Below are 20373 nucleotides of genomic sequence, written 5' to 3' on the forward strand. Positions count from 1 at the left end.
GTGATTGACATTCACGATAGTGAATATATTCTGGCCTTCCGGAACGTACAACCGGGGACGGAAGCAGTATCCGGTTCGGCGTCCAGCGCGATGCACTTTGCAGCAAAGGTCGACAAGAACAAAGGAGAAACCTCGTGGCAGATCTTCCCGATGGCAGTACTCCGGGACCTGAGGCGCAGTACCTTGCGTTTCTCGCCCAGGGCCGTTTCATGTTGCAGCGCAGCCGTTCCAGCGGTCGCCATGTGTTCTACCCGCGCCAGTTGGTGCCGGGTAGCGGCGAGACTGATCTCGAGTGGGTTCCCGCCAGCGGCCTGGGTACGCTCTACGCGATCACTGTCAATCGCTCCCGCGGCGGCAATCACAATGTCGCGCTGGTCGACCTGGACGAGGGCGTGCGCATGATGTCGCGGATCGACGGGCACGAGAGCCTGCCGATCGGCACCCGTGTGCAGGCGCGCATCGTCGAGCAGGACGGTGCCAATGTCGTGGTGTTCGTTCCCCACCAGGAGGGACGACCATGAGCGCGGCCATCCGTGGCAAGACCGCCATCGTCGGCATCGGTAGCGCCGGCGTCGGCGAGGCGCCGGGCTACAGCGCCATCGAACTGCTCGGCCAGGCGTCGCTCAAGGCCATTGCCGATGCCGGCCTGAAGCTTTCCGACATCGACGCGATCTTCGCCGCCACCAGCTCCCATGCCTTTCCCACCTTGTCGGTCGCCGAATACCTCGGCATCCGCCCGAAATTCGTGGATGGCACCAATATCGGCGGCTCCAGTTTCGAGCTGCACCTGCTGCAGGCCACTTTGGCACTGGAGGCCGGTCTCTGCGACGCTGCGCTGATCTGCTACGGCTCCAACCAGCGAACCGCCGGCGGCCGCCTGGTATCGATGAGCGAGCCACAATGGCACGAGACGCCCTACAAGCCGCGCCACCCGATCACCGCCTATGCCCTGGCGGCCAGCCGGCACATGCACCAGTACGGCACCACACGCGAGCAGCTCGCCGAGGTGGCGGTCTCTGCCCGGCAATGGGCCAACCTGAATCCCGAGGCGTTCGCCCGCGGACCGTTGAGCGTCGATGACGTCCTTGCCGCGCGGATGGTCAGCGACCCGCTGAGTGCCGCCGACTGCTGCCTGGTCACCGACGGCGGTGGCGCCTGCGTGGTAGTGCGCGCCGAGCGCGCCCGCGACTTGCCCAATGCGCCGGTGTACTTCCTTGGCGCGGCCGGAGCGCAGTGGCATCGCTCGATCGTGTCGATGCCCGACCTCACCGTGACGGCGGCCTCGGAAAGCGCTCCGCGAGCCATGCAGATGGCCGGTGTGCGGCACGCCGACATCGACCTGGTGATGCTCTACGACGCCTTTACCATCAACACCCTGCTGTTCCTCGAGGACCTGGGTTTCTGCGCCAAGGGCGAGGGCGGCCCATTCGTCCAGGGCGGACGCATCGCGCCCGGCGGCGAGCTGGCGGTGAACACCAACGGTGGCGGGCTGTCCTGCGTGCATCCGGGGATGTACGGGATGTTCCTGATCATCGAGGCGGTGACCCAGCTCCGCCGCCAGGCCGGCGAGCGGCAGTTGGCCAAGGCCGACGTGGCGTTGCTGCACGGCAACGGCGGCACGCTGTCCAGCCAGGTAACCGCGTTGCTCGGCACCGGCGACACGCTCTAGACCCCTGGCCGACAGGTCTTCCGGGCGCTGCCGTGGCGGCGTCCCGCGGGCGCGCTCGCCCGCGAGAAGGTTGTCGTGCCGGCCACAGACAAACGGATGAGGTGAACCCATGTCAGCGAACCACTCGCAACAGCTCATCGACGCTCCCCGTTTCGCCAGTCTTACTCCATTGATCGAACCACGCTCGGTCGCGGTGATCGGCGCTTCCAGCGACCCGACCCGCATCGGTGGCCGTCCCATCGCCTACATGCTGCGCCATGGCTATGCCGGGCAAATCCTCCCGGTCAATCCGAATCGTGCTGAAATCCAGGGGCTGCCGGCCTTCGCCAGCGTTGCGGAGCTGCCGCAGGCACCGGACGTGGCCATTGTCGCGGTGCCTGCGCCTCAGGTGCTGGAGACCGTCCGGGCGCTGGGCCGCCAGGGGGCGCGCAGTGCCATCGTGTTCTCTTCCGGATTCAGCGAGGTCGGCGAGGCCGGCGCGGCGATGCAGGATGCGGTGGTAGCCGCTGCCCGCGAGCACGGTATGCGCCTGCTCGGTCCGAATGCGCTCGGTGCGTTCAACAGTAACCTGGGTTATTACGCGTTCTTCTCCACCAGCCTGGAACGTGGCGTACCGCTGCCCGGCCGGGTAGGCATCGCCACCCAGTCCGGTGCCTACGGCGCGCACCTGCTCGGCATGGCGCGCCAGCGGCGCCTGGGAACCCCTATCTGCGTGGCCACCGGTAACGAGGCCGACGTCACCCTGGGCGACAGCATCGGTTGGCTGGTGGAGTCGCCGGAGATCGACGTGGTGATGGCCTACGCCGAATCCATCCGCAACGTCGACAGCTTCCTCGCCGCCCTGGAGGCCGCGCATCGCGCCGGCAAGCCGGTGATCCTGCACAAGGTCGGGCGCAGCGCCCTGGGTAGCCGCGCGGCGCTGTCCCACACCGCTTCGCTGGCCGGCGACGACAAGGTGCTGGACGCCGTGCTGGGCGACTATGCGGTGATCCGCGCCAGGACCACCGAGGAACTGATGGACATCGCCTACCTCGCCACCCGGCGTATCTATCCGGTGGGCAACAGCCTCGGCATGATCACCGTCAGCGGCGGCGCCGGGATCATCGTCAGCGATGTCGCCGAGGAAGTCGGCCTGCCGATGCCGCCGATGCCGGACATGGCCCAGGAGCGGCTGAAGGCACGGCTGTCCTTCGCTTCGCCGATCAACCCGGTGGACTGCACCGCGCAGGCCCTGAACGACCTGACGCTGGTGCGCGACTTTACCGAGTCGATGGTGGTCGACGGTGGCTACCGTTCGCTGCTCGCCTTCTTCACCCAGGCCGGCACCGCCGCCTCCATCGGCGCGCGTCTGGCCGAGCAGTTCCGGCGGATCAAGGAGGCTCATCCCGAGCGTCTGTTCGTGGTCTCGGTGATGGGCGAGGGGGAGGAGCTGGCACCCTACGAGGAGGCCGGCTTCGCACTGTTCGAAGACCCCACCCGGGCGGTAGTGGCGATCCAGGCCATGGGGCGGCTCGGCGAAGCCTTCGCTCGGCCGTTGCGCCTGCGCCGGCCTGCCGGCGGGCTACAGTTGCCCGCCTCCACGCCCGGCGAAGCCGAGGCCAAGCGCCTGCTGGCGCGCGCCGGTATCGAGTCCGCCGCCGAGGCGGTGCTGGGCAGTGCCGAAGAGGCGGTTGCCTTCGCCGAGGGCATCGGATACCCGGTGGTGCTGAAGCTCGCCTCGGCGGACATCCAGCACAAGTCGGAAATCGGCGGCGTGCTGCTTGGCGTAAGCGATGCGGACGCGGTACGCGCCGGTTTCCAACTGCTCCTGCGCCGGGCCGCCGAGAAGGCGCCGCAGGCGCGTCTCGATGGCGTCCTGGTGGCGCGTCAGCTGCAGGGTGGGGTGGAGTGCTTCATGGGGATCCAGCGCGATCCGCTGTTCGGCCCGGTGGCGCTGTTCGGCCTGGGCGGGATCTTCGTCGAGGTGCTGCAGGACGTGGTGTTCCGCCGCTGCCCGTTCGAGGTCGACGAAGCCGAGGCGATGATCCGTAGCATCAGAGGCGCGCCGCTCCTGCTCGGCGCGCGTGGCCGGCCGCGGGCCGACGTCGCGGCGCTGGCACGGCTGCTGTCGAATCTCTCGCGGTTCGCCTGGGAGGCGGGAGAGCGCTTGCGCTCGGTGGACCTCAACCCGGTCATCGCCTTGCCGGAGGGCCAGGGCGCCTGGGCGGTGGATGCGGTGTTGGAAGTCGAGGAGGTGGCCGATGGCGCTCGATCCTGAGGTGCTCCTGAACTACCCGATCCCCGAAGTACGCCAGCGCTACAGCCGGCGCGACAGCGCCTTCTACGCATTGAGCCTCGGTCTGGGCGGCGACCCGCTGGACGAGCGCCAACTGGCCTACGTCGATCCGTGCCGCGATCTCCAGGCATTGCCGTGCATGGCCCTGGTGCTCGGTCATCCGGGCTTCTGGCTGGGCAATCCGGCGACTGGCGTGGACGCGCTGCGCCTGGTTCACGGCGAGCAGCGCCTGGAGTGGCGGCGGCCGTTGCCGGCGGAAGGCGAGGTGATCGGCCGGACCCGGGTCACCGGTCTGGTAGACAAGGGCGCCGACAAGGGCGCGCTGCTCTACAGCGAGAAGGTGCTCAGCGACGCGCTCAGCGGCGAGGTGCTGGCTGTCGCCCGCAGCACCACCTTCCTTCGCGGCGACGGCGGCTTCGGTGGTTCCCGGCAGGTGCCGGAAACGCCGCATCGCTTGCCTGAACGGACACCCGACCTGCGACTCGACCTGCCGACCCGTCCGGAGCAGGCCCTGTACTACCGCCTCAACGGCGACGACAACCCGCTCCACGCGGAGCCCGCGGCAGCGCTGCGGGCCGGCTTCCCGCGGCCGATCCTGCATGGCCTGTGCACCCTCGGCGTGGCATTCCACGCGGTGTTGCGCGGGCTCGCCGACTACCGCGCGGGGCAACTGGGACATCTGCAGGTGCGTTTCTCGGCTCCGGTGTTTCCCGGCGAGACCTTGCGTACCGAGATGTGGAGCGACGGCTCGTTCCGCACTCGCGTCGTCGAGCGCGATGTGGTGGTGCTGGACAACGGCCGGGTAGGTCCGCCGCCAGAGCGGCCGGACTGAAGCGAAGGGCGGCGGCGCGAGGGAACGACCGTCGGGCTGCCGTGAAGATCAACCGAAATCCTGCTTGCGAGAACAAGAATAATGAATGCAACCGCGCTTTCCCCGAACCCGGCGCCGGCCATTTCCCGGCGCACCATGCTGATCGCCTTCGTCTTCTGCTTCCTCGGCCTGCTCGCCGACGGCGTCGACCTGATGTTCCTGGCCTACAGCCTCAACAGCCTGAAGGCCGAATTCGGCCTGAGCAACTTCGAAGCCGGCTCCCTCGGCAGCCTGACTCTCGCCGGCATGGCCGTCGGCGGCATCTATGGCGGCTGGTGCTGCGACCGCTTCGGCCGGGTGCGAGTGGTGACCTGGACCATCGTGCTGTTCTCCATCGGTACCGCGTTGCTGGGGCTGACCCAGAACTACTGGCAGTTCGCGCTGATCCGCTTCGTCGCCTCGCTCGGCCTCGGCTCGCTGTTCGTCGCCTGCAACATCCTGATGTCCGAGTGCGTCGGAACCAGGTACCGCACCACCATCCTCGCCGCCATGCAGGCCGGCTGGACCGTGGGCTACCTGGTGGCGACCCTGCTGGCGGGGCAGATCATCCCCGAGTTCGGCTGGCGCGTCTTGTTCTTCACCGCCGTGGCGCCGGCGCTGGTCTGCCTGGCCCTGCGGCCCTGGGTGCCGGAGTCGCCGTCCTGGCTCGCGGCCCAGGCCGGGCGCCAGCGTCCCGGCGCGGCTCCGCAGAGCCACGCCGAGGCTGGCGGCGCCGGCCCGCTGGGACGGATGCTGGGCGATCCGGAAACGCGCGGCATGTTCCTGCTCTGGAGCCTCACCTCCTGCTTCCTGCTGTTCGGCTACTACGGCACCAACAACTGGATGCCGTCCTACCTGGAGAGCGAGTTGGGGATGAACTTCAAGTCGATGACCGGCTACATGGTCGGCACCTACAGTGCGATGATCCTCGGCAAGGTCGCCGCCGGCGTCTGCGCCGATCTCTTCGGCCGGCGCCTGACCTTCGCCGCCGGGGCCATCGGCAGCGCCGCCTTCATGCCGTTGATCGTGTTCTACCACTCGCCCTCCAACATCCTCTGGATCCTCATCACCTTCGGCTTCATCTACGGCGTTCCGGTCGGGGTGCTGGCCACCTACATGACCGAGAGCTTCTCCACCCGCGTCCGCGGCTCGGCGGTGGGCACCGCCTACAACCTGGGGCGTATCGGCGCGGCGGTGGCGCCCGCCGGCATCGGCCTGCTGGCCACCCACGTGTCGATCGGCGCGGGTTTCCTGGTGATGGGCATCACCTACGTGCTCACCGGACTGATCCCGGCGCTGTTCATTGCGGACCGGCTCTACGACCCGAACCGCGAGTCCCGCGATGCCGAGAGCGCTTCCCGACGGCAAGCGCCGGGCAGTGCCGGGGATACCGCCGAGCGGCGCGCGGCCAAGGCCTGATCCTGCGGAAGGAGTGCACATCCATGAGTTCTTTTCCACGACAGCCAGCGGCGGAGCAACGGCCCGCCAGCTTCCAGGAGTTCATCGGCCTCGAGCGCTGGACCGATGCCGGCGGGGTGGCGCGGGTGCGCCTGGGGCATCGCCCGGAACTGATGAACTACCTGCAACAGTTCCATGGCGGGGTGTTGATGTCGGTGCTGGACGCCGCCATGGCCCAGGCGATCCGTGCCTGCCTGCCGGACTGCTCGATGGTGACCATCGACATGGCTACCCACTTCATGGGGAGCGCCCGCGGCGAGCTTCGTGCGGTTGGCAGGGTGGTGCGACGGACCCGCACGATCTGCTTCTGCACGGCGGAAATCTGCAACGAGGACGGCGAGGTCATCGCCATGGCCTCGGGCAGCTTCAGGTACCGCGCGGCTAAGCCGTAGCGGAGTTCCGGCGGCGCGGCAGCGGAGCCATCCGTCGCGCGTCCGGACCACGGCCTGCGCGGTCGCTCCGCGCGGACAAGCCGGCGCCGCCCGTGCAGATGACGGACGGGCGGACGGCGTATCGACAGGAGGGCGAACAGATGAGTGAGCAAGACGAGTGGGCCGGCGAGCGCGAGCAGCGTCTGCGGATGATCCGCGACAGCGCGGCTTCGCTGGTGCCGCGCGACGGCGACCTGACCCGCGTGCGCCGCGGTCGTTTCACCGGTAGCGGGGTGGACCGCCAGGCCTGGCGCGAGGTCTGCGCCATGGGCTGGCCGGCGCTGCGCCTGGATGAAGCGTTGGGCGGCAGCGGCCTGGGCATGAGCGAATACGCGGCGTTGCTGGAGGCGCTGGGGCGCGGCCTGCTGCCCGAGCCGCTGATCGAGGCCGGGCTGGTGGCGCCGCTGCTGCCGGAAGACGAGCGCGTTGCGTTGCTGGCCGCTGAGCGGCTGGTCCTGCCGGTGGGCATCGCCTACCGCGATGGGCGGCGACGCCCTCGTATGCAGCAAGGGCGGTTGCACGGCGAAGTCGCTCACGTACATCTGGCTGGCGCCGCCGATGCCTGGCTGGTGGCCTGCGAGCAGGGCCTGGCGCTGGTCGAGCGCGATGCCGATGGCGTGGAACTGCTCTGCGAGGCGACCCAGGATGGCGCTCACCTGGCTCGCCTGCGTTTCCGCGATGCGCCGGCACGGTGGTTGTCCGGCGAGGTGGCGGAACAGGTTCTGGACGAGGCAGCGCTGGCCTGCGCGGCCTATCTGGTCGGACTGATGGATGGCGCCTTCGAGCGAACCCTGGAGTACCTCAAGGTACGTCGCCAGTTCGGCCGCGAGATCGGCAGTTTCCAGGCGCTGCAGCACCGCATGGTCGACCTGAGGATCCAGATCGAACTGTCGCGCGCCATGGTCGAGCAGGCCGCCGCCGCGATCGACGCCGGGGCGTCGGAAAGCGAGCGCCAGCGGCAGATTTCCAGCGCACGGGTACGGGCCTCGGAAGCGGCTCTGCTGGTGACCCGCCAGGCCATCCAGTTGCACGGCGGCATCGGCTACACCGACGAGGCGGACATCGGCCTGTTCCTGCGCCGCGCCATGGTACTGCTCAATGCCCACGGCTCGCTGGCGTTCCACAAGGCGCGCTACGCCGCGCTGCTACAGCGGGAGGTGGCTTGATGAGCGGTTTGTTGCAGGAAACGCGCGGCACGGTGCGCCTGCTGCGCTTCGACAACCCGGCCCGGCGCAACGCACTGTCGCCGGCGCTGCGCATGGAATTGCTGCGGGCCCTGGAGGCGGCCGAATGCGACCCATCGATCCGCAGCGTGCTGCTGACCGGTGGCGAAGAGGTGTTCTGCGCCGGCGGCGACCTGGGCGACATGCGGGTGACCGAGTTGGCCGCCGGCAGGGCGCGAATGCAGGACAACGCGCGGCTGGTGCGGCAGATGGTGCGCATGGGCAAGCCGCTGATCGCCGCGGTCGAGGGCTGGGCGGTGGGGGCCGGGCTGTCCGTGGCGCTGGCCTGCGACAGCATCGTTTGCGGCGCCGGCGCCCGCTTCGCCGCCGGCTTCGGCAAGGTCGGGCTGCTCGCCGACCTCGGCCAGTTGCATACCTTGCCGGCGCGCATCGGTTGGGGGCGGGCACGGCAGATCCTGATGTTCGGCCAGGTGGTAGAGGCCGAGGAGGCACTGCGCATCGGCCTGGCCGACCGCCTCTGCGCCGCTGGCGGCGCCTTGGCGATGGCGCTGGAGCTGGCCGGGCGGGTGGAGCAGCAGGCGCCGCTGCCCCTGGCGATGACCAAGGCGTTGCTCGCCGAGGGCCTTGACCTATTGCTGGAGCGGGAGGGCGAGTTGCAGAGCCAGTTGTTTCTCAGCGCCGACCACGCCGAGGGCAAGGCGGCCTTTCTCGCCAAGCGTCCCCCCGTATTCAGAGGAAACTGAGATGAGCGACTACGACAGTCTCGATGACAACGCCTTTCGCCTGATGGTCCGTGAGTGGATCGCCGCCAACTATCCGCAGCGCATCCGCAATCCGCCCCGTCGCCTGGGGCGCGAGGAAACCCGCGAGTGGTACCTGCTGTTGTCGCGCCAGGGCTGGCTGTGTCCCGGCTGGCCCAGGGAGTACGGCGGCATGGGGCTGAGCGCCGGCAAGCAACTGATCATGATGGAGGAAATGGAGGAGTACGGCTGCGCGCGCCTGCCCGACAGCGGCGTGACCATGCTCGGCCCATTGTTGATCCGCTATGGCGACGAGGCGCAACGGGCGCGCTTCCTGCCGCGCATTCTCAGCGGCGAAGACATCTGGTGCCAGGGCTACAGCGAGCCTAACGCCGGCTCCGACCTGGCCAGCCTGCGCACCGAGGCGCGCCTGGAAAACGGCGAGTGGGTGATCAACGGACAGAAGACCTGGACCACCATGGGCTCGGAGGCCAACTGGATCTTCCTGCTGGTCCGCACCGAGCGCAGCGCCAAGGCGCAGCACGGCATCAGCTTCCTGCTGGTGCCGATGGACAGCCCGGGCATCGAGGTGCGGCCGATCCTCAACCTGGAGCTGCACGGCGAGTTCTGCGAAGTGTTTTTCAACGACGTGCGGGTGCCCTACGACAGCCTGGTCGGCGGAATCAACCAGGGTTGGAGCATGGCCAAGGCGCTGCTTGGTTTCGAGCGGATCTTCCTCGGTTCGCCCAAGCAGTCCACCTTCGCTCTCCAGCGCCTGGAGCGCCTGGCCCGGCACCTGGGACTGTGGCACGACCCTCTGTTCGTGCGCCGCTTCGCCGCGCTGAGCATGGACCTGGACAGCCACAAGGCGCTCTACGAGCGTTTCGCCGAACGCCTGCGGCGTGGGGAGAGCCTCGGCCCGGAGGTATCCATGCTGAAGATCTTCCAGTCCGAACTGTTCCAGCGCATCAGCGAGCTGGGCCTGGAGGTCGCCGGGGAGGATTCGGCCCTGCTGCAGCCCTTCGCCGAAGACCCCGAGTTGCATCCGGCGGGGATCTTCATCCAGTCGCGGCCGACCACCATCTACGGCGGCAGCAACGAAATCCAGCGCAACATCCTGGCCAAGAGCGTCCTCGGCCTGTCGGGCTGAGCGCAACCGAACGACATCCACGGGACGAAGAGGATTACCCATGAGCAGCAGACTCAATGAAGGCAAGGTCGCGATCGTTACCGGCGCGGGCGGCGGCATCGGCCGCGAGATCGCCCTGGCCCTGGCCGATTCCGGGGCACGGGTGGTGATCAACGATATCGGCGTATCGCTACAGGGCGAGGGCGGGTCGGCCTCGCCGGCCGAAGAGACCCTTGGCCTGATCCGCCAGCGAGGCGGCGAAGGTCTGATCAACACCGACAGCGTCGCCGACTGGGACAGCGCGCGGCGTATCGTCGAATGCGCCATGGACGGTTTCGGGCGTCTGGATATCGTGGTGAACAACGCTGGCATCCTGCGCGATGCGATCTTCCACAAGATGAGCGCCGACGACTGGCTGTCGGTGATCAATGTCCATCTCAACGGCAGCTTCTTCGTCAGCCGGGCCGCCGCCGAACGCTTCCGTACCCAGCAGGCCGGCGCCTTCGTACACATGACCAGCACTTCCGGGCTGATCGGCAACTTCGGCCAGGCCAATTATTCCGCGGCCAAGCTGGGCATCGTCGCCTTGAGCAAATCCATCGCCCTCGATATGCAGCGCTACAACGTGCGTTCGAATTGCATCGCGCCGTTCGCCTGGAGCCGGATGACCGACTCGATCCCGGCCGCAACCCCGGAGCAGAAGGCCCGCGTCGACAAGCTGCAGCGCATGACCCCCGAGAAGAACGCGCCGCTGGCCGTCTACCTGGCGTCCGACGCCGCCCGCGAGGTCACCGGCCAGGTGTTCGCCGCGCGTCACCACGAACTCTTCCTGATGAGCCAGAGCCGGCCGCTGCGCAGTGTGCATAGCGAGCACGGCTGGACCCCGGAGAGCATCGCCGAGCACGGCATGCCGGCGTTGCGCGGCAGCTTCATGGACCTGGCGCGCAGCCCGGACGTGTTCTCCTGGGACCCGATCTGACCGAGGAGGCAATCCATGGGCGTGTTCAGGACCCGTTTCACCGAGACCTTCGGCGTCGAACACCCGATCATGCAGGGCGGCATGCAGTGGGTCGGCCGTGCCGAGATGGCTGCGGCGGTGGCCAACGCCGGTGGCCTGGCGACGCTGTCGGCGTTGACCCAGCCGAGCCCGGAGGCACTGGCTGCGGAGATTGCCCGCTGCCGCGAGCTGACCGATCGGCCGTTCGGGGTCAACCTGACCTTGCTGCCGACGCAGAAGCCGGTGCCCTATGCCGAATATCGCGCAGCCATCATCGAGACGGGAATCCCCGTCGTCGAAACCGCCGGCAACGACCCCGGCGAGCACATCGCCGAATTCCGTCGACACGGCGTCAAGGTGATCCACAAGTGCACCGCCGTGCGCCATGCGCTCAAGGCCGAGCGACTGGGCGTGGACGCCGTCTCCATCGACGGCTTCGAGTGTGCCGGCCACCCGGGCGAGGACGACATCCCCGGCCTGGTGTTGCTGCCGGCCGCGGCCAACCGGCTACGCGTGCCGATCATCGCCTCCGGCGGTTTCGCCGATGGACGTGGCCTGGTCGCGGCGCTGGCGCTGGGCGCCGACGCGATCAACATGGGCACGCGCTTCCTGGCCACTCGCGAATGTCCGATACACCCTGCGGTGAAGGCGGCGATCCGTGCGGCCGACGAGCGTTCCACCGACCTGATCATGCGTTCCCTGCGCAATACCGCGCGGGTGGCGCGCAACGCGATCAGCCAGGAAGTACTGGCGATCGAGGCACGCGGCGGCGCCGGCTACGCCGATATCGCCGCGCTGGTCAGCGGCCAGCGCGGTCGCCAGGTGTACCAGCAGGGCGATGCCGACCTGGGGATCTGGTCGGCCGGCATGGTCCAGGGCCTGATCGACGACGAACCGGCCTGCGCCGAGTTGCTCAGGGACATCGTCGAGCAGGCGCGCCAACTGGTGCGTCAACGCCTGGAGGGCATGCTCGCCGGGGTCTGATCCGCTCCGCCACGGCGGTCGCGGCAGGGAGTGGTCGCGGCGCCGTGTCTATCCACTGACGACGAAGAGACAACAACAATGAAAATTCTTCCCGTTCCGATGCTGGCCGCGGGGCTGGCGTTGCTGCCGTCGTTCGCCCAGGCGGAGTTTTTCGCCGACGGCAAGGCCGGCCTCGAACTGCGCAATTTCTATTTCAATCGCGACTATCGCCAGCCCGGCGCCAGCCAGTCCTATTCGGAGGAGTGGGCGCAGGGTTTCCTGTTGCGCTACGAGTCCGGCTACACCGAGGGGCTCTTCGGCCTGGGCGGCGATGCGCTGGGCCTGCTGGGCGTCAGGCTGGACTCCTCGCCAGAGCGATCCGGTAGTGGTCTGTTGCCGTATTCGACGAGCGACCGGCGCGCCGCCCACGACTATTCCAGCCTGGGCCTGACCGCCAAGCTACGGGTCTCGCACAGTACGCTGAAGATCGGCAGCCTGATGCCCAGGCTGCCGGTGGTGCAGTTCAACGACACGCGCCTGCACCCGCAAACCTTCCAGGGTGGACTGCTGGAAGTGAACGAGATCGACGGGCTGGCGCTGCAGTTCGGCCAGTTGCGCCAGGTCAAGCAGCGCGACTCGACCAACGCCGAAGACCTCGGCATCACCCGCGGCAACAAGCGCAACGTACTGGCGGGCCGGCACCCCGGCAGCGACCGCTTCGACTTCGCCGGCGGTACCTACCGCTGGAGCGAGCGCCTGAGCAGCAGCTACCACTACGCCAACCTGGAGGATTTCTACCGTCAGCATTATCTCGGCGTGCAGCACCTCTTGCCGCTCGCCGATGACCAGTCGCTGAAGTCCGACATCCGCTGGGCGCGTTCCACCGACGAGGGCGGCAGCCGCGTCGACAATCGCGCGCTGAATGCGCTGTTCACCTATCGCCTGGGTGGCCACGCCTTCGGCCTCGGCTACCAGCGCATGTCCGGCGACAGCGGCTTCGCCTACCTGGCCGGGACCGATCCGTATCTGGTCAACTTCGTGCAGATCGGCGATTTCGCCAACAAGGACGAGCGCTCCTGGCAGTTGCGCTACGACTACGACTTCGCCGCCATCGGCCTGCCCGGCCTGACATTCATGAGCCGCTACCTGCGTGGCGAACACATCGACCTTCTGGACGGCGGTGGGCGCGGCAAGGAATGGGAGCGGGACACCGATATCGCCTACCTGGTGCAATCGGGGCCGCTGAAGAACCTGGGGATCAAGTTGCGCAACGGCACCTTCCGCAGCGATTTCGGCAACGACATCGACGAGACCCGGCTGATCGTCAGCTACGCGTTGCCGCTGTGGTGAAGCGGACTTGAGTTTCCCGATGTTTCCGCGCCATTGACCCTGTAGTGGCTACAGCCTTTTCACTGGAAGCCGTCAGATCCAGACGAGAGGGTTGTGCCATGGGGTTCTTCGAACGGTTGTTGATGGGTGGGCGTCATCATGGACAGGGCGGTGGTCATCACGGCGGCGGTCATCACCGCGGTCAGGGCGGCTATCCGCCGGCGCCAGTCGCGGCGGGAATGGCCTGTCCCGCCTGCCGCACCGCGAATGCGGCGACGGCACGATTCTGCCAGGGCTGCGGCGGCGCCCTGGCGCCGCTGCGCTGTATCGCCTGCAGCGCCGATCTCGCGGCGGGCGCGAAGTTCTGCGGCGCCTGCGGTGCGCCGCAGCAGTAGCCTCAGTCGACGGCGAGGATTTCCACCGCAAGGGGGGAGTCCTTCGCCCCGGTCTCGTCGCCCGGGTGCCTGCCGATCAGGCTCTGGCCCAGTGGCGAGCGAGGCGTGATGACCAACACCTCGCGACCTTCGCAATCGATCTTCAGCCCGGCCGCCTCGGGGCCGAGGAACACTGTTCGCCGGCTGCCGTCGGCGTTCAGCAGGGTGACCAGCGCGGTGAGCTGGATGCCCTGTTCCTCGTCGAAATCGCGCAGCACCAGGTTGCGGTACAGGCCCAGCGCCTGGCGGATCTCCTCGACCCGGCGCGACTGCCCGGCGGCCAGGTAGGCCGCTTCCAGGCCGAGGGTGTCGTACTTGTTCTCGGCGACGTTCTCTTCGTGGGTTGCCGTCTCATGGGCGGTCTGCGCGGCGCGGACGGCGACTTCCAGGTCCGCGGCGAGCTTTTCCGTGATCAGGCGCAACAGCTTTTTCTTGTCCATGTCGGGTAGGCGGGGGCTGGCCGGCGAAGGCGTGCATGGTACGGGAAACACGGCGGATCGCGACAGCTCGGAGCCAGTATGAAAACTCGGAATGACGTGGCGAATAAAGGTCGTTTGTTGCTACCGGGCAAACCGACTAAAACGAGCGGAAACGAACAGCCAGGAGAACCTCACATGATCGACGGATTGCTGCGCAGTCTTGGCCTCGACCCCAATGCCTTTCGCGATGGCGAGCTTGCCGTGCATACCCCCATCGACGGCAGTCGCCTGGCTGCGGTGCGACTGGAGGGGCGCGCCGCCGTTGCCGCCAAGGTCGAGCGCGCCGAACAGGCGTTCCGCGCCTGGCGCCAGGTGCCGGCGCCGCGCCGTGGTGAACTGGTGCGGCTGTTCGGCGAGGAATTGCGTCGGCACAAGGCCGAACTCGGCGAACTGGTGTCCTGGGAGGCGGGCAAGATCACCCAGGAAGGCCTCGGCGAAGTCCAGGAAATGATCGATATCTGCGACTTCGCGGTGGGCCTCTCGCGCCAGTTATACGGTCTTACCATCGCATCCGAGCGTCCCGGCCACCACATGCGCGAGACCTGGCACCCGCTGGGCGTGGTAGGCGTGATCAGCGCGTTCAACTTCCCAGTCGCGGTGTGGTCGTGGAATACCGCGCTGGCGCTGGTCTGCGGTAATTCCGTGGTCTGGAAGCCTTCGGAGAAGACCCCCCTCACCGCACTGGCCTGCCAGGCACTGTTCGAGCGTGCCGCGCGGGCCTTCGGCGGCGATGCGCCGGCGCACCTGAGCCAATTGCTGACCGGCGACCGCGAGGCCGGCGAAGCGCTGGTGGACGACCGTCGCGTCGCCCTGGTCAGCGCCACCGGCAGCACTCGCATGGGGCGCGAAGTGGCGCCGCGGGTGGCGGCGCGTTTCGCTCGCTGCATCCTCGAACTGGGCGGCAACAACGCGATGATCCTGGCGCCAAGCGCCGACCTCGACCTGGCGGTGCGCGGCATCCTGTTCGGCGCGGTGGGCACCGCCGGGCAGCGCTGCACCACCTTGCGCCGGTTGATTGCCCATGAGTCGGTGAAGGACGAGATAGTCGAGCGTCTCAAGGCAGCCTATTCCAGGGTCCGTATCGGTCATCCGCTGGAGGGCAACCTGGTCGGGCCGCTGATCGACGAACGCAGCTACCTGGCCATGCAGGACGCCCTGGCGCGAGCCCGCGAGCAGGGGGGGCGGGTGTTCGGCGGCGAGCGGCAATTGCAGGAGCGCTATCCGGATGCCTACTACGTGTCGCCGGCCATCGTCGAGATGCCGGGACAGACCGAAGTGGTGCGCACGGAGACCTTCGCACCGATCCTGTACGTGGTCGGCTACCGCGATTTCGACGAGGCCCTGCGCCTGAACAACGAGGTTCCCCAGGGACTGTCGTCGTGCATCTTCACCACCGACCTGCGCGAGGCGGAACTGTTCCAGGGCGCGGCGGGCAGTGACTGCGGGATCGCCAACGTCAACATCGGCACCAGCGGGGCGGAAATCGGCGGGGCGTTCGGCGGCGAGAAAGAGACCGGCGGCGGTCGCGAGTCCGGCTCGGACGCCTGGAAGGCCTACATGCGACGGCAGACCAACACCGTCAACTATTCCCGCGAGCTGCCGCTGGCACAGGGCATCACCTTCGATTGAACGGGGCGCGGCGGGCTCCCGCCGCATGGCAATTAGGCTGGCAGCGGAGTCGCGCATGGGCGGTTTGCAGCAACGGTGTCTGTGGGAAGTGGTTACGCCTCGCCTGTCCGGAGCGGCGAGCCTGAACGGCGAGCAGCGCGCCGACGTATGTGTGATCGGCGCCGGTTTCACCGGGCTTTCGGCGGCGCTCCACCTGCTGGAGGCCGGCCGTTCGGTGTGCGTGCTGGAAGCGTACGAGGTCGGCCACGGCGGGTCGGGACGTAATGTCGGATTGATCAACGCCGGCACCTGGATTCCCCCGGACGAGGTGGTCGCCACCCTCGGCGCCGAGCAGGGAGAAAAGCTCAACGCCGTGCTGGGGCGGGCGCCGGCGCTGGTGATGGAGACCATCGAACGCCTCGGCATCGATTGCCAGTTGCGCCGCGAGGGCACCCTGCACATGTCGCACAACGCCAGCGGCGTGGCCGATCTGCAACGCCGTCACGCGCAGTGGACGCGCCGCGGCGCTCCGCTGGAGTTGCTGACCGGCGCGGCTTGCCACGAGGCCTGCGGCACCCGGCGAATCAGCGCGGCGTTGCTCGACCGACGCGCCGGCACTCTCAATCCCATGGCCTATTCGCGTGGACTGGCTACCGCCGTCGTACAGCGGGGTGGGCAACTGTACCAGCGCTCGCCGGTGCTCGCCCTGGAGCGGCAGGGCGCGCTGTGGGCGGTGCGCAGCGCCGCGGGGGCGGTACTGGCGGAACAGGTGGTGATCGCCTCCAACGCCTATACCGAGGGCGAGTGGACCAACCTGAGGCGGCACTTCTTTCCCGGCTACTACTACCAGGTGGCTTCGGCGCCGCTGCACGGCGCCGCGGCCGAGCGCATCCTGCCTCACGGCCAGGGTTCCTGGGATACCAGGACGGTGCTCAGCAGCATCCGTCGCGATGCCCAGGGTCGCCTGTTGCTGGGAAGCCTCGGCAATGGCGCGAACAAGCCCGCCTGGTTCCTGCGGCAATGGGCCGATCGAATCCAGAGCCATTACTTTCCCGACCTGGGCCAGGTCAACTGGGAGTACAGCTGGACGGGTTGCATCGCCTTCACCCCCGATCATCTGATGCGCCTGTTCGAGCCTGCGGAAGGCTTGCTGGCGGTGACCGGCTACAACGGACGCGGCGTGACCACCGGTACGGTAGTGGGCAAGGCGTTCGCCGACTACTTGCTGAGCGGCGAGCGAGCGACATTGCCGTTGCCGTTCAGTGACATGAAGCCCGTCCCCGCGGCCAGGCTGCGCAGTTGCGCCTACGAGATGGGTTTTTCTCTCTATCACGCCGGTCAATGCTTGCGCGTGGTTCTCTAGGCTCGACCGAATCAAGGTGTGTTTTCAGCAAAATAATGATAGTTTGTTGTAAACACACATGAGGAGGTCGTCATGAGCGCTCTCATCAAGGAACGTCCCAGCGCCGATGCCGTCCTGGCCAAGGCCGTCCTGGCCGCGCGCGAGCAATTGGGGCTGACGCAGCTCGAACTGGCCGGCATCGTCGGCGTCGATCGCAGCGCCATCAGCCGCTGGAAGACCCAGGGCCTGCGGGTGGACAGCAAGACCGGCGAGCTGGCTCTGCTGCTGGTGCGAGTCTATCGCGCACTGTATGCCCTGTTCGGCGGGCAGCAGGAGGACATGCGCCACTTCCTGCGCACTCCCAACCATCACCTGGCGGGCGAGCCGCTGGCACTGATGGGACAGGTGCAGGGCCTGGTTCATGTGCTGGAATACCTCGATGCGATCCGCGGCAAGGTCTGATACCCGGCGCGCCTGTACGGGGGCCTACGCCTGTCACGGAAAAGGCTGGCAGCCAGAGGCGACAAGCCTGGCTGAATGGAGACTGCGGTGCCGCTACGCTGGCATCCGACACCACAGGAAGCGAGGGGCGGAAGGTGAGCGAGATCTGGCGACAGTGCAAGGGTGAGCGGCATATCCGACCGCTCCAGGGGCGCCTGGTGCGGTTGGTGGAGAGCCAGGAGCAGGTGGCGACCCTGCAATTGGTCGACACCCTGGAAGAACAGGCGTTGCTCGAGGAACTGCTCGAGTCGAGCAAGCCGCCGGTGCCGGCGGATGCCGAGCCATTGCATTACCTGTTGAAGACCCCGTTCCGTTATCCGCCCTTGCGCTGGGGGTCGCGGTTTGGCCGTCGCCACGAGCCAAGCCTGTTCTACGCCGCGCTGAAGCTGGAAACGGCCATGGCCGAAAGCGCGTATTACCGTTGCGTCCTGTGGAGTGGCATGGTGGTGCCGCCACCGAGCGGGAGGATTCTGTCCGAGCACGCTTCGTTCGAGGCGGGCTGGAAGGTGGAGCGGGGAATCCGTCTGCAGGCGCCGCCTTTCTCCGATCACGAGGCTGCGCTGACCGACATCGCCGACTACCGCGCTCCCCAGGAACTGGGAAGTGCCATGCGCAGCGCCGGGGTGCAGGCATTCGAATACCGTTCGGCGCGTTGCCCGGAGCGCGGCTGCAATGTCGCCCTGTTCACGCCCGCGGCCTTCACCGAAAAGCGTCCTCGCAACCTGACGCCCTGGCTGTGCGAAACCACGGCCGGTTACGTGGCCTTCAAGCCGGCGCATGTGCCGGGGTCGCCGAAAATCTTCTCCTGGGAGCTGTTCCTGGTGGACGGAAAGTTGCCGCATCCGGCGTGAGTGGAGGGGGCTCGGTTGCCAGCGATCCGGGGGCACCGTCTGAAGGCCGCCACCTGCCTGTTGGGCAGGGCTGGCCTGCATGCCCCGAGGGAAAGAGTGGCTGAGGATTTCGAACGGCATTGCCCTGCAATGGGGCGGCAAGAGGCTTCGGCGAAAATTTGTGCACAAATGGAAAGCAGCTTGTCAAGGGTTGAGAGCGTTAGGCTCTAAACGCTTGATTTTTCATGTTTGAAACGTAACTTATTGAAAAATAACGATAAAAATAGTTGGTGAAAAAATCGTCAATCTGTCCCATAGCCCCACTCCATCGGGGGTTCGGCAGTTTTTTAGGGGCTTTTCCACTGGGTTATCCACAGGATCTGTGGATTTCCCAAGCGCTTGCTCGACAGCACATCGCACGCTCCAAGGCAAGCCCTGTAGCCGCGACAAAAATGCCGTGGAAGCAGAAATGTCCTGGCGGCGAAGGGCGCAGGGCGATGGCTTCCGTTACGGAAGTATCTGAGATGTCCTGCGCATGGGGTACGCACAGCTCGGAAGCGGAGTGCTCGTTCGGCGCGGCGCTATTCGCTCGACGGTCTTTTCCCAAGAACCTAGAATCCGCTGCACGCGCGCCTGCCAGGCGGGTGTTGCGTCGTTTTCCGCTGGAGTGCCCCATGCCCGTCGATCTACCGAACCTGTTGCTTGGCCTGCTGGCTGCCGCGATTCCCCTGGCCGGCCTGGCATGGCAGCTACAGAGAAGGGCCAGCCTGGCGGAGCGCGAGATAGCCTTGCTCGGCGAGCGACTGGCGACCGCGCAACTGGCCCAGGACGGGCTGAATGCGCAGTTGGAGACCAGCAGGGAGGCTTACCAGCAACTCGGCGAGCGCCATGCCAGGCTCGCCGGTGAGGTCGCCGCGCTGCGTCGGGAAGCCGAGTTGATGGGGGAGGAGCGGCAACGGGCGTCCCAGGCGGAGGCACGTTGGGCCAGCGAGCGCCAGGGCCGGGAAGAGGAATTGCGTCGCCTGGCTTCCGAACGGGCTGCGCTGGCTGCGGAACTGCGCGAGCAGCAGGAAAGCCACCAGCAGCGCCTGACCGACCTGCAGTCGGCCCGCGACGAGTTGCGGGCACAGTTCGCCGAACTGGCGGGAAAGATCTTCGACGAGCGCGAACAGCGTTTCGCCGAGACCAGCCAACAGCGCCTGGGGCAGATGCTCGATCCACTGAAGGAGCGCATCCAGGCGTTCGAGAAGCGGGTGGAGGAAAGCTACCAGCAGGAAGCGCGCGAGCGTTTCTCCCTGAGCAAGGAACTGGAGCGTCTGCAGCAGCTCAACCTGCGCCTGGGCGAGGAAGCGACCAACCTGACCCGCGCGCTCAAGGGCCAGAAGACCCAGGGCAACTGGGGCGAACTGGTGCTGGAGCGGGTGCTCGAGCATGCAGGCCTGGAAAAAGGCCGGGAATACGAGACCCAGGTCAGCCTGAAGGGTGCCGAGGGCGAACGCTTCCAGCCGGACGTGCTGATCCGCCTGCCCGGCGACAAGCAGGTGGTGGTGGATGCCAAGGTCAGTCTCACGGCCTACCAGCAGTACATCGCCGCTGACGACGATCTGCTGCGCCAGCAGGCGCTGAAGCAGCACGTAACGTCGTTGCGCAACCATGTGAAAGGCCTCTCCGGCAAGGACTATCGACGCCTGGAAGGATTGCACAGCCTCGACTTCGTCCTGCTGTTCATGCCGATCGAGGCGGCTTTCTCGACGGCCCTGCAGGCCGAGCCGAACCTGTTCCAGGACGCCTTCGCGCAGAATATCGTGATCGTCAGCCCGACCACCCTGCTGGCCACCCTGCGGGTAATCGACAGCCTCTGGCGCCAGGAGCGGCAGAACCAGAATGCGCGGGAAATCGCCGAACGTGCCGGTTCGCTGTATGACAAGTTCGTGCTCTTCGTCCAGGACCTCGATGAGGTCGGTTCGCGCCTGCAGCAACTGGACAAGGCCTATGCCGCGGCGCGCAACAAGCTCACCGAGGGACGTGGCAACCTGATCAGTCGCAGCGAGCAACTCAAGCTGCTCGGTGCCCGCGCCAGCAAGAGCCTGCCGACGGACTGGCTGGACCGGGCGCTGGTGGCGCCCGTGGAAGAGGCCGGAGAGGAGTGAGATC

The 20373-nt window shown here is 67.2% G+C and carries 19 protein-coding genes; 18 read left to right on the plus strand and 1 reads right to left on the minus strand.

Annotation, left to right across the window (positions count from 1 at the left end; translation table 11 throughout):
• The first annotated feature begins 134 nt into the window (after window positions 1-134).
• The 13 genes from JHD77_RS16745 to JHD77_RS16805 all read left to right on the plus strand — a co-directional run bounded on the left by JHD77_RS16745 (window position 135) and on the right by JHD77_RS16805 (window position 13420).
• Window positions 135-521: a Zn-ribbon domain-containing OB-fold protein gene (locus JHD77_RS16745; RefSeq protein ID WP_011666727.1), complete on the plus strand. Its 387-nt coding sequence runs from the start codon at window positions 135-137 to the stop codon at window positions 519-521.
• Window positions 518-1669, plus strand: coding sequence for a thiolase (locus JHD77_RS16750; RefSeq protein ID WP_003112542.1), 1152 nt, complete (start codon window positions 518-520; stop codon window positions 1667-1669). The genes JHD77_RS16745 and JHD77_RS16750 overlap by 4 nt, the downstream gene beginning before the upstream one ends.
• A 109-nt stretch (window positions 1670-1778) precedes the next feature.
• Entirely contained in the window at window positions 1779-3926 is a 2148-nt protein-coding gene (locus JHD77_RS16755; protein ID WP_015648316.1) for an acetate--CoA ligase family protein, read from the plus strand.
• Window positions 3910-4776: a MaoC/PaaZ C-terminal domain-containing protein gene (locus JHD77_RS16760; protein ID WP_003112540.1), complete on the plus strand. Its 867-nt coding sequence runs from the start codon at window positions 3910-3912 to the stop codon at window positions 4774-4776. The genes JHD77_RS16755 and JHD77_RS16760 overlap by 17 nt, the downstream gene beginning before the upstream one ends.
• 81 nt (window positions 4777-4857) lie before the next feature.
• Window positions 4858-6213: an MFS transporter gene (locus JHD77_RS16765; protein ID WP_004353325.1), complete on the plus strand. Its 1356-nt coding sequence runs from the start codon at window positions 4858-4860 to the stop codon at window positions 6211-6213.
• A 23-nt stretch (window positions 6214-6236) separates the two neighbouring features.
• A complete protein-coding gene (locus JHD77_RS16770) occupies window positions 6237-6644 on the plus strand; it encodes a PaaI family thioesterase (protein ID WP_019725930.1) in 408 nt (135 codons plus the stop codon).
• A 140-nt stretch (window positions 6645-6784) separates the two neighbouring features.
• Complete coding sequence (locus tag JHD77_RS16775) at window positions 6785-7849, plus strand: acyl-CoA dehydrogenase family protein (RefSeq protein WP_031755659.1); 1065 nt, start codon at window positions 6785-6787, stop codon at window positions 7847-7849.
• On the plus strand, window positions 7849-8610 hold the full coding sequence (locus JHD77_RS16780) for an enoyl-CoA hydratase/isomerase family protein (RefSeq protein ID WP_003086299.1): 762 nt from the start codon (window positions 7849-7851) through the stop codon (window positions 8608-8610). The genes JHD77_RS16775 and JHD77_RS16780 overlap by 1 nt, the downstream gene beginning before the upstream one ends.
• Before the next feature lies 1 nt (window position 8611).
• Window positions 8612-9757: an acyl-CoA dehydrogenase family protein gene (locus JHD77_RS16785; RefSeq protein WP_003120638.1), complete on the plus strand. Its 1146-nt coding sequence runs from the start codon at window positions 8612-8614 to the stop codon at window positions 9755-9757.
• Window positions 9758-9797: 40 nt separating this feature from the next.
• Window positions 9798-10715 (plus strand): SDR family NAD(P)-dependent oxidoreductase, encoded by a 918-nt coding sequence (locus JHD77_RS16790; protein WP_003120637.1) that lies wholly within the window; start codon window positions 9798-9800, stop codon window positions 10713-10715.
• A 15-nt stretch (window positions 10716-10730) separates the two neighbouring features.
• Complete coding sequence (locus JHD77_RS16795) at window positions 10731-11717, plus strand: NADH:ubiquinone reductase (RefSeq protein ID WP_003120636.1); 987 nt, start codon at window positions 10731-10733, stop codon at window positions 11715-11717.
• Between the two features lie 78 nt (window positions 11718-11795).
• A complete protein-coding gene (locus tag JHD77_RS16800) occupies window positions 11796-13046 on the plus strand; it encodes an OprD family porin (protein ID WP_031670667.1) in 1251 nt (416 codons plus the stop codon).
• A gap of 98 nt (window positions 13047-13144) precedes the next feature.
• Window positions 13145-13420 (plus strand): zinc ribbon domain-containing protein, encoded by a 276-nt coding sequence (locus JHD77_RS16805; protein WP_169057979.1) that lies wholly within the window; start codon window positions 13145-13147, stop codon window positions 13418-13420.
• Between the two features lie 2 nt (window positions 13421-13422).
• On the opposite strand, the gene JHD77_RS16810 is transcribed toward JHD77_RS16805, so the two are convergent.
• Complete coding sequence (locus JHD77_RS16810; RefSeq protein ID WP_003112531.1) at window positions 13423-13899, minus strand: GreA/GreB family elongation factor; 477 nt, start codon at window positions 13897-13899, stop codon at window positions 13423-13425.
• Window positions 13900-14073: 174 nt separating this feature from the next.
• Here JHD77_RS16810 and amaB point away from each other — a divergent pair, with 174 nt between their 5' ends.
• From amaB to rmuC, 5 genes are all read left to right on the plus strand, one after another.
• Window positions 14074-15567 (plus strand): L-piperidine-6-carboxylate dehydrogenase, encoded by a 1494-nt coding sequence (gene amaB / locus JHD77_RS16815; protein ID WP_031755661.1) that lies wholly within the window; start codon window positions 14074-14076, stop codon window positions 15565-15567.
• A 55-nt stretch (window positions 15568-15622) separates the two neighbouring features.
• The gene (gene amaA, locus JHD77_RS16820) at window positions 15623-16909 is read left to right on the plus strand and encodes an L-pipecolate oxidase (RefSeq protein ID WP_003163134.1); all 1287 of its coding nucleotides are present in this window, start codon (window positions 15623-15625) and stop codon (window positions 16907-16909) included.
• A 72-nt stretch (window positions 16910-16981) separates the two neighbouring features.
• Complete coding sequence (locus tag JHD77_RS16825; protein WP_003086329.1) at window positions 16982-17350, plus strand: antitoxin Xre/MbcA/ParS toxin-binding domain-containing protein; 369 nt, start codon at window positions 16982-16984, stop codon at window positions 17348-17350.
• 134 nt (window positions 17351-17484) lie between these two features.
• Window positions 17485-18240 carry an RES family NAD+ phosphorylase gene (locus JHD77_RS16830; protein ID WP_003112528.1) on the plus strand — a complete coding sequence of 252 codons (756 nt, stop codon included), beginning with the start codon at window positions 17485-17487 and terminating at the stop codon, window positions 18238-18240.
• Between the two features lie 767 nt (window positions 18241-19007).
• Window positions 19008-20369 (plus strand): DNA recombination protein RmuC, encoded by a 1362-nt coding sequence (rmuC, locus tag JHD77_RS16835; protein ID WP_073647918.1) that lies wholly within the window; start codon window positions 19008-19010, stop codon window positions 20367-20369.
• Window positions 20370-20373: the final 4 nt, after the last annotated feature.

The sequence above is a fragment of the Pseudomonas sp. P20 genome (genome assembly GCF_016463925.1).
Lineage (GTDB): Bacteria > Pseudomonadota > Gammaproteobacteria > Pseudomonadales > Pseudomonadaceae > Pseudomonas > Pseudomonas aeruginosa.

Coding starts and splice junctions, on each gene's coding strand:
- JHD77_RS16785 (WP_003120638.1), top strand. CDS start 8,612: ATGAGCGACTACGACAGTCTCGATGACAACGCCTTTCGCCTGATGGTC.
- amaB (WP_031755661.1), top strand. CDS start 14,074: ATGATCGACGGATTGCTGCGCAGTCTTGGCCTCGACCCCAATGCCTTT.
- JHD77_RS16805 (WP_169057979.1), top strand. CDS start 13,145: ATGGGGTTCTTCGAACGGTTGTTGATGGGTGGGCGTCATCATGGACAG.
- amaA (WP_003163134.1), top strand. CDS start 15,623: ATGGGCGGTTTGCAGCAACGGTGTCTGTGGGAAGTGGTTACGCCTCGC.
- JHD77_RS16765 (WP_004353325.1), top strand. CDS start 4,858: ATGAATGCAACCGCGCTTTCCCCGAACCCGGCGCCGGCCATTTCCCGG.
- JHD77_RS16800 (WP_031670667.1), top strand. CDS start 11,796: ATGAAAATTCTTCCCGTTCCGATGCTGGCCGCGGGGCTGGCGTTGCTG.
- JHD77_RS16760 (WP_003112540.1), top strand. CDS start 3,910: ATGGCGCTCGATCCTGAGGTGCTCCTGAACTACCCGATCCCCGAAGTA.
- JHD77_RS16795 (WP_003120636.1), top strand. CDS start 10,731: ATGGGCGTGTTCAGGACCCGTTTCACCGAGACCTTCGGCGTCGAACAC.
- JHD77_RS16775 (WP_031755659.1), top strand. CDS start 6,785: ATGAGTGAGCAAGACGAGTGGGCCGGCGAGCGCGAGCAGCGTCTGCGG.
- JHD77_RS16755 (WP_015648316.1), top strand. CDS start 1,779: ATGTCAGCGAACCACTCGCAACAGCTCATCGACGCTCCCCGTTTCGCC.
- JHD77_RS16810 (WP_003112531.1), bottom strand. CDS start 13,899: ATGGACAAGAAAAAGCTGTTGCGCCTGATCACGGAAAAGCTCGCCGCG.
- JHD77_RS16825 (WP_003086329.1), top strand. CDS start 16,982: ATGAGCGCTCTCATCAAGGAACGTCCCAGCGCCGATGCCGTCCTGGCC.
- JHD77_RS16750 (WP_003112542.1), top strand. CDS start 518: ATGAGCGCGGCCATCCGTGGCAAGACCGCCATCGTCGGCATCGGTAGC.
- JHD77_RS16780 (WP_003086299.1), top strand. CDS start 7,849: ATGAGCGGTTTGTTGCAGGAAACGCGCGGCACGGTGCGCCTGCTGCGC.
- JHD77_RS16790 (WP_003120637.1), top strand. CDS start 9,798: ATGAGCAGCAGACTCAATGAAGGCAAGGTCGCGATCGTTACCGGCGCG.
- JHD77_RS16770 (WP_019725930.1), top strand. CDS start 6,237: ATGAGTTCTTTTCCACGACAGCCAGCGGCGGAGCAACGGCCCGCCAGC.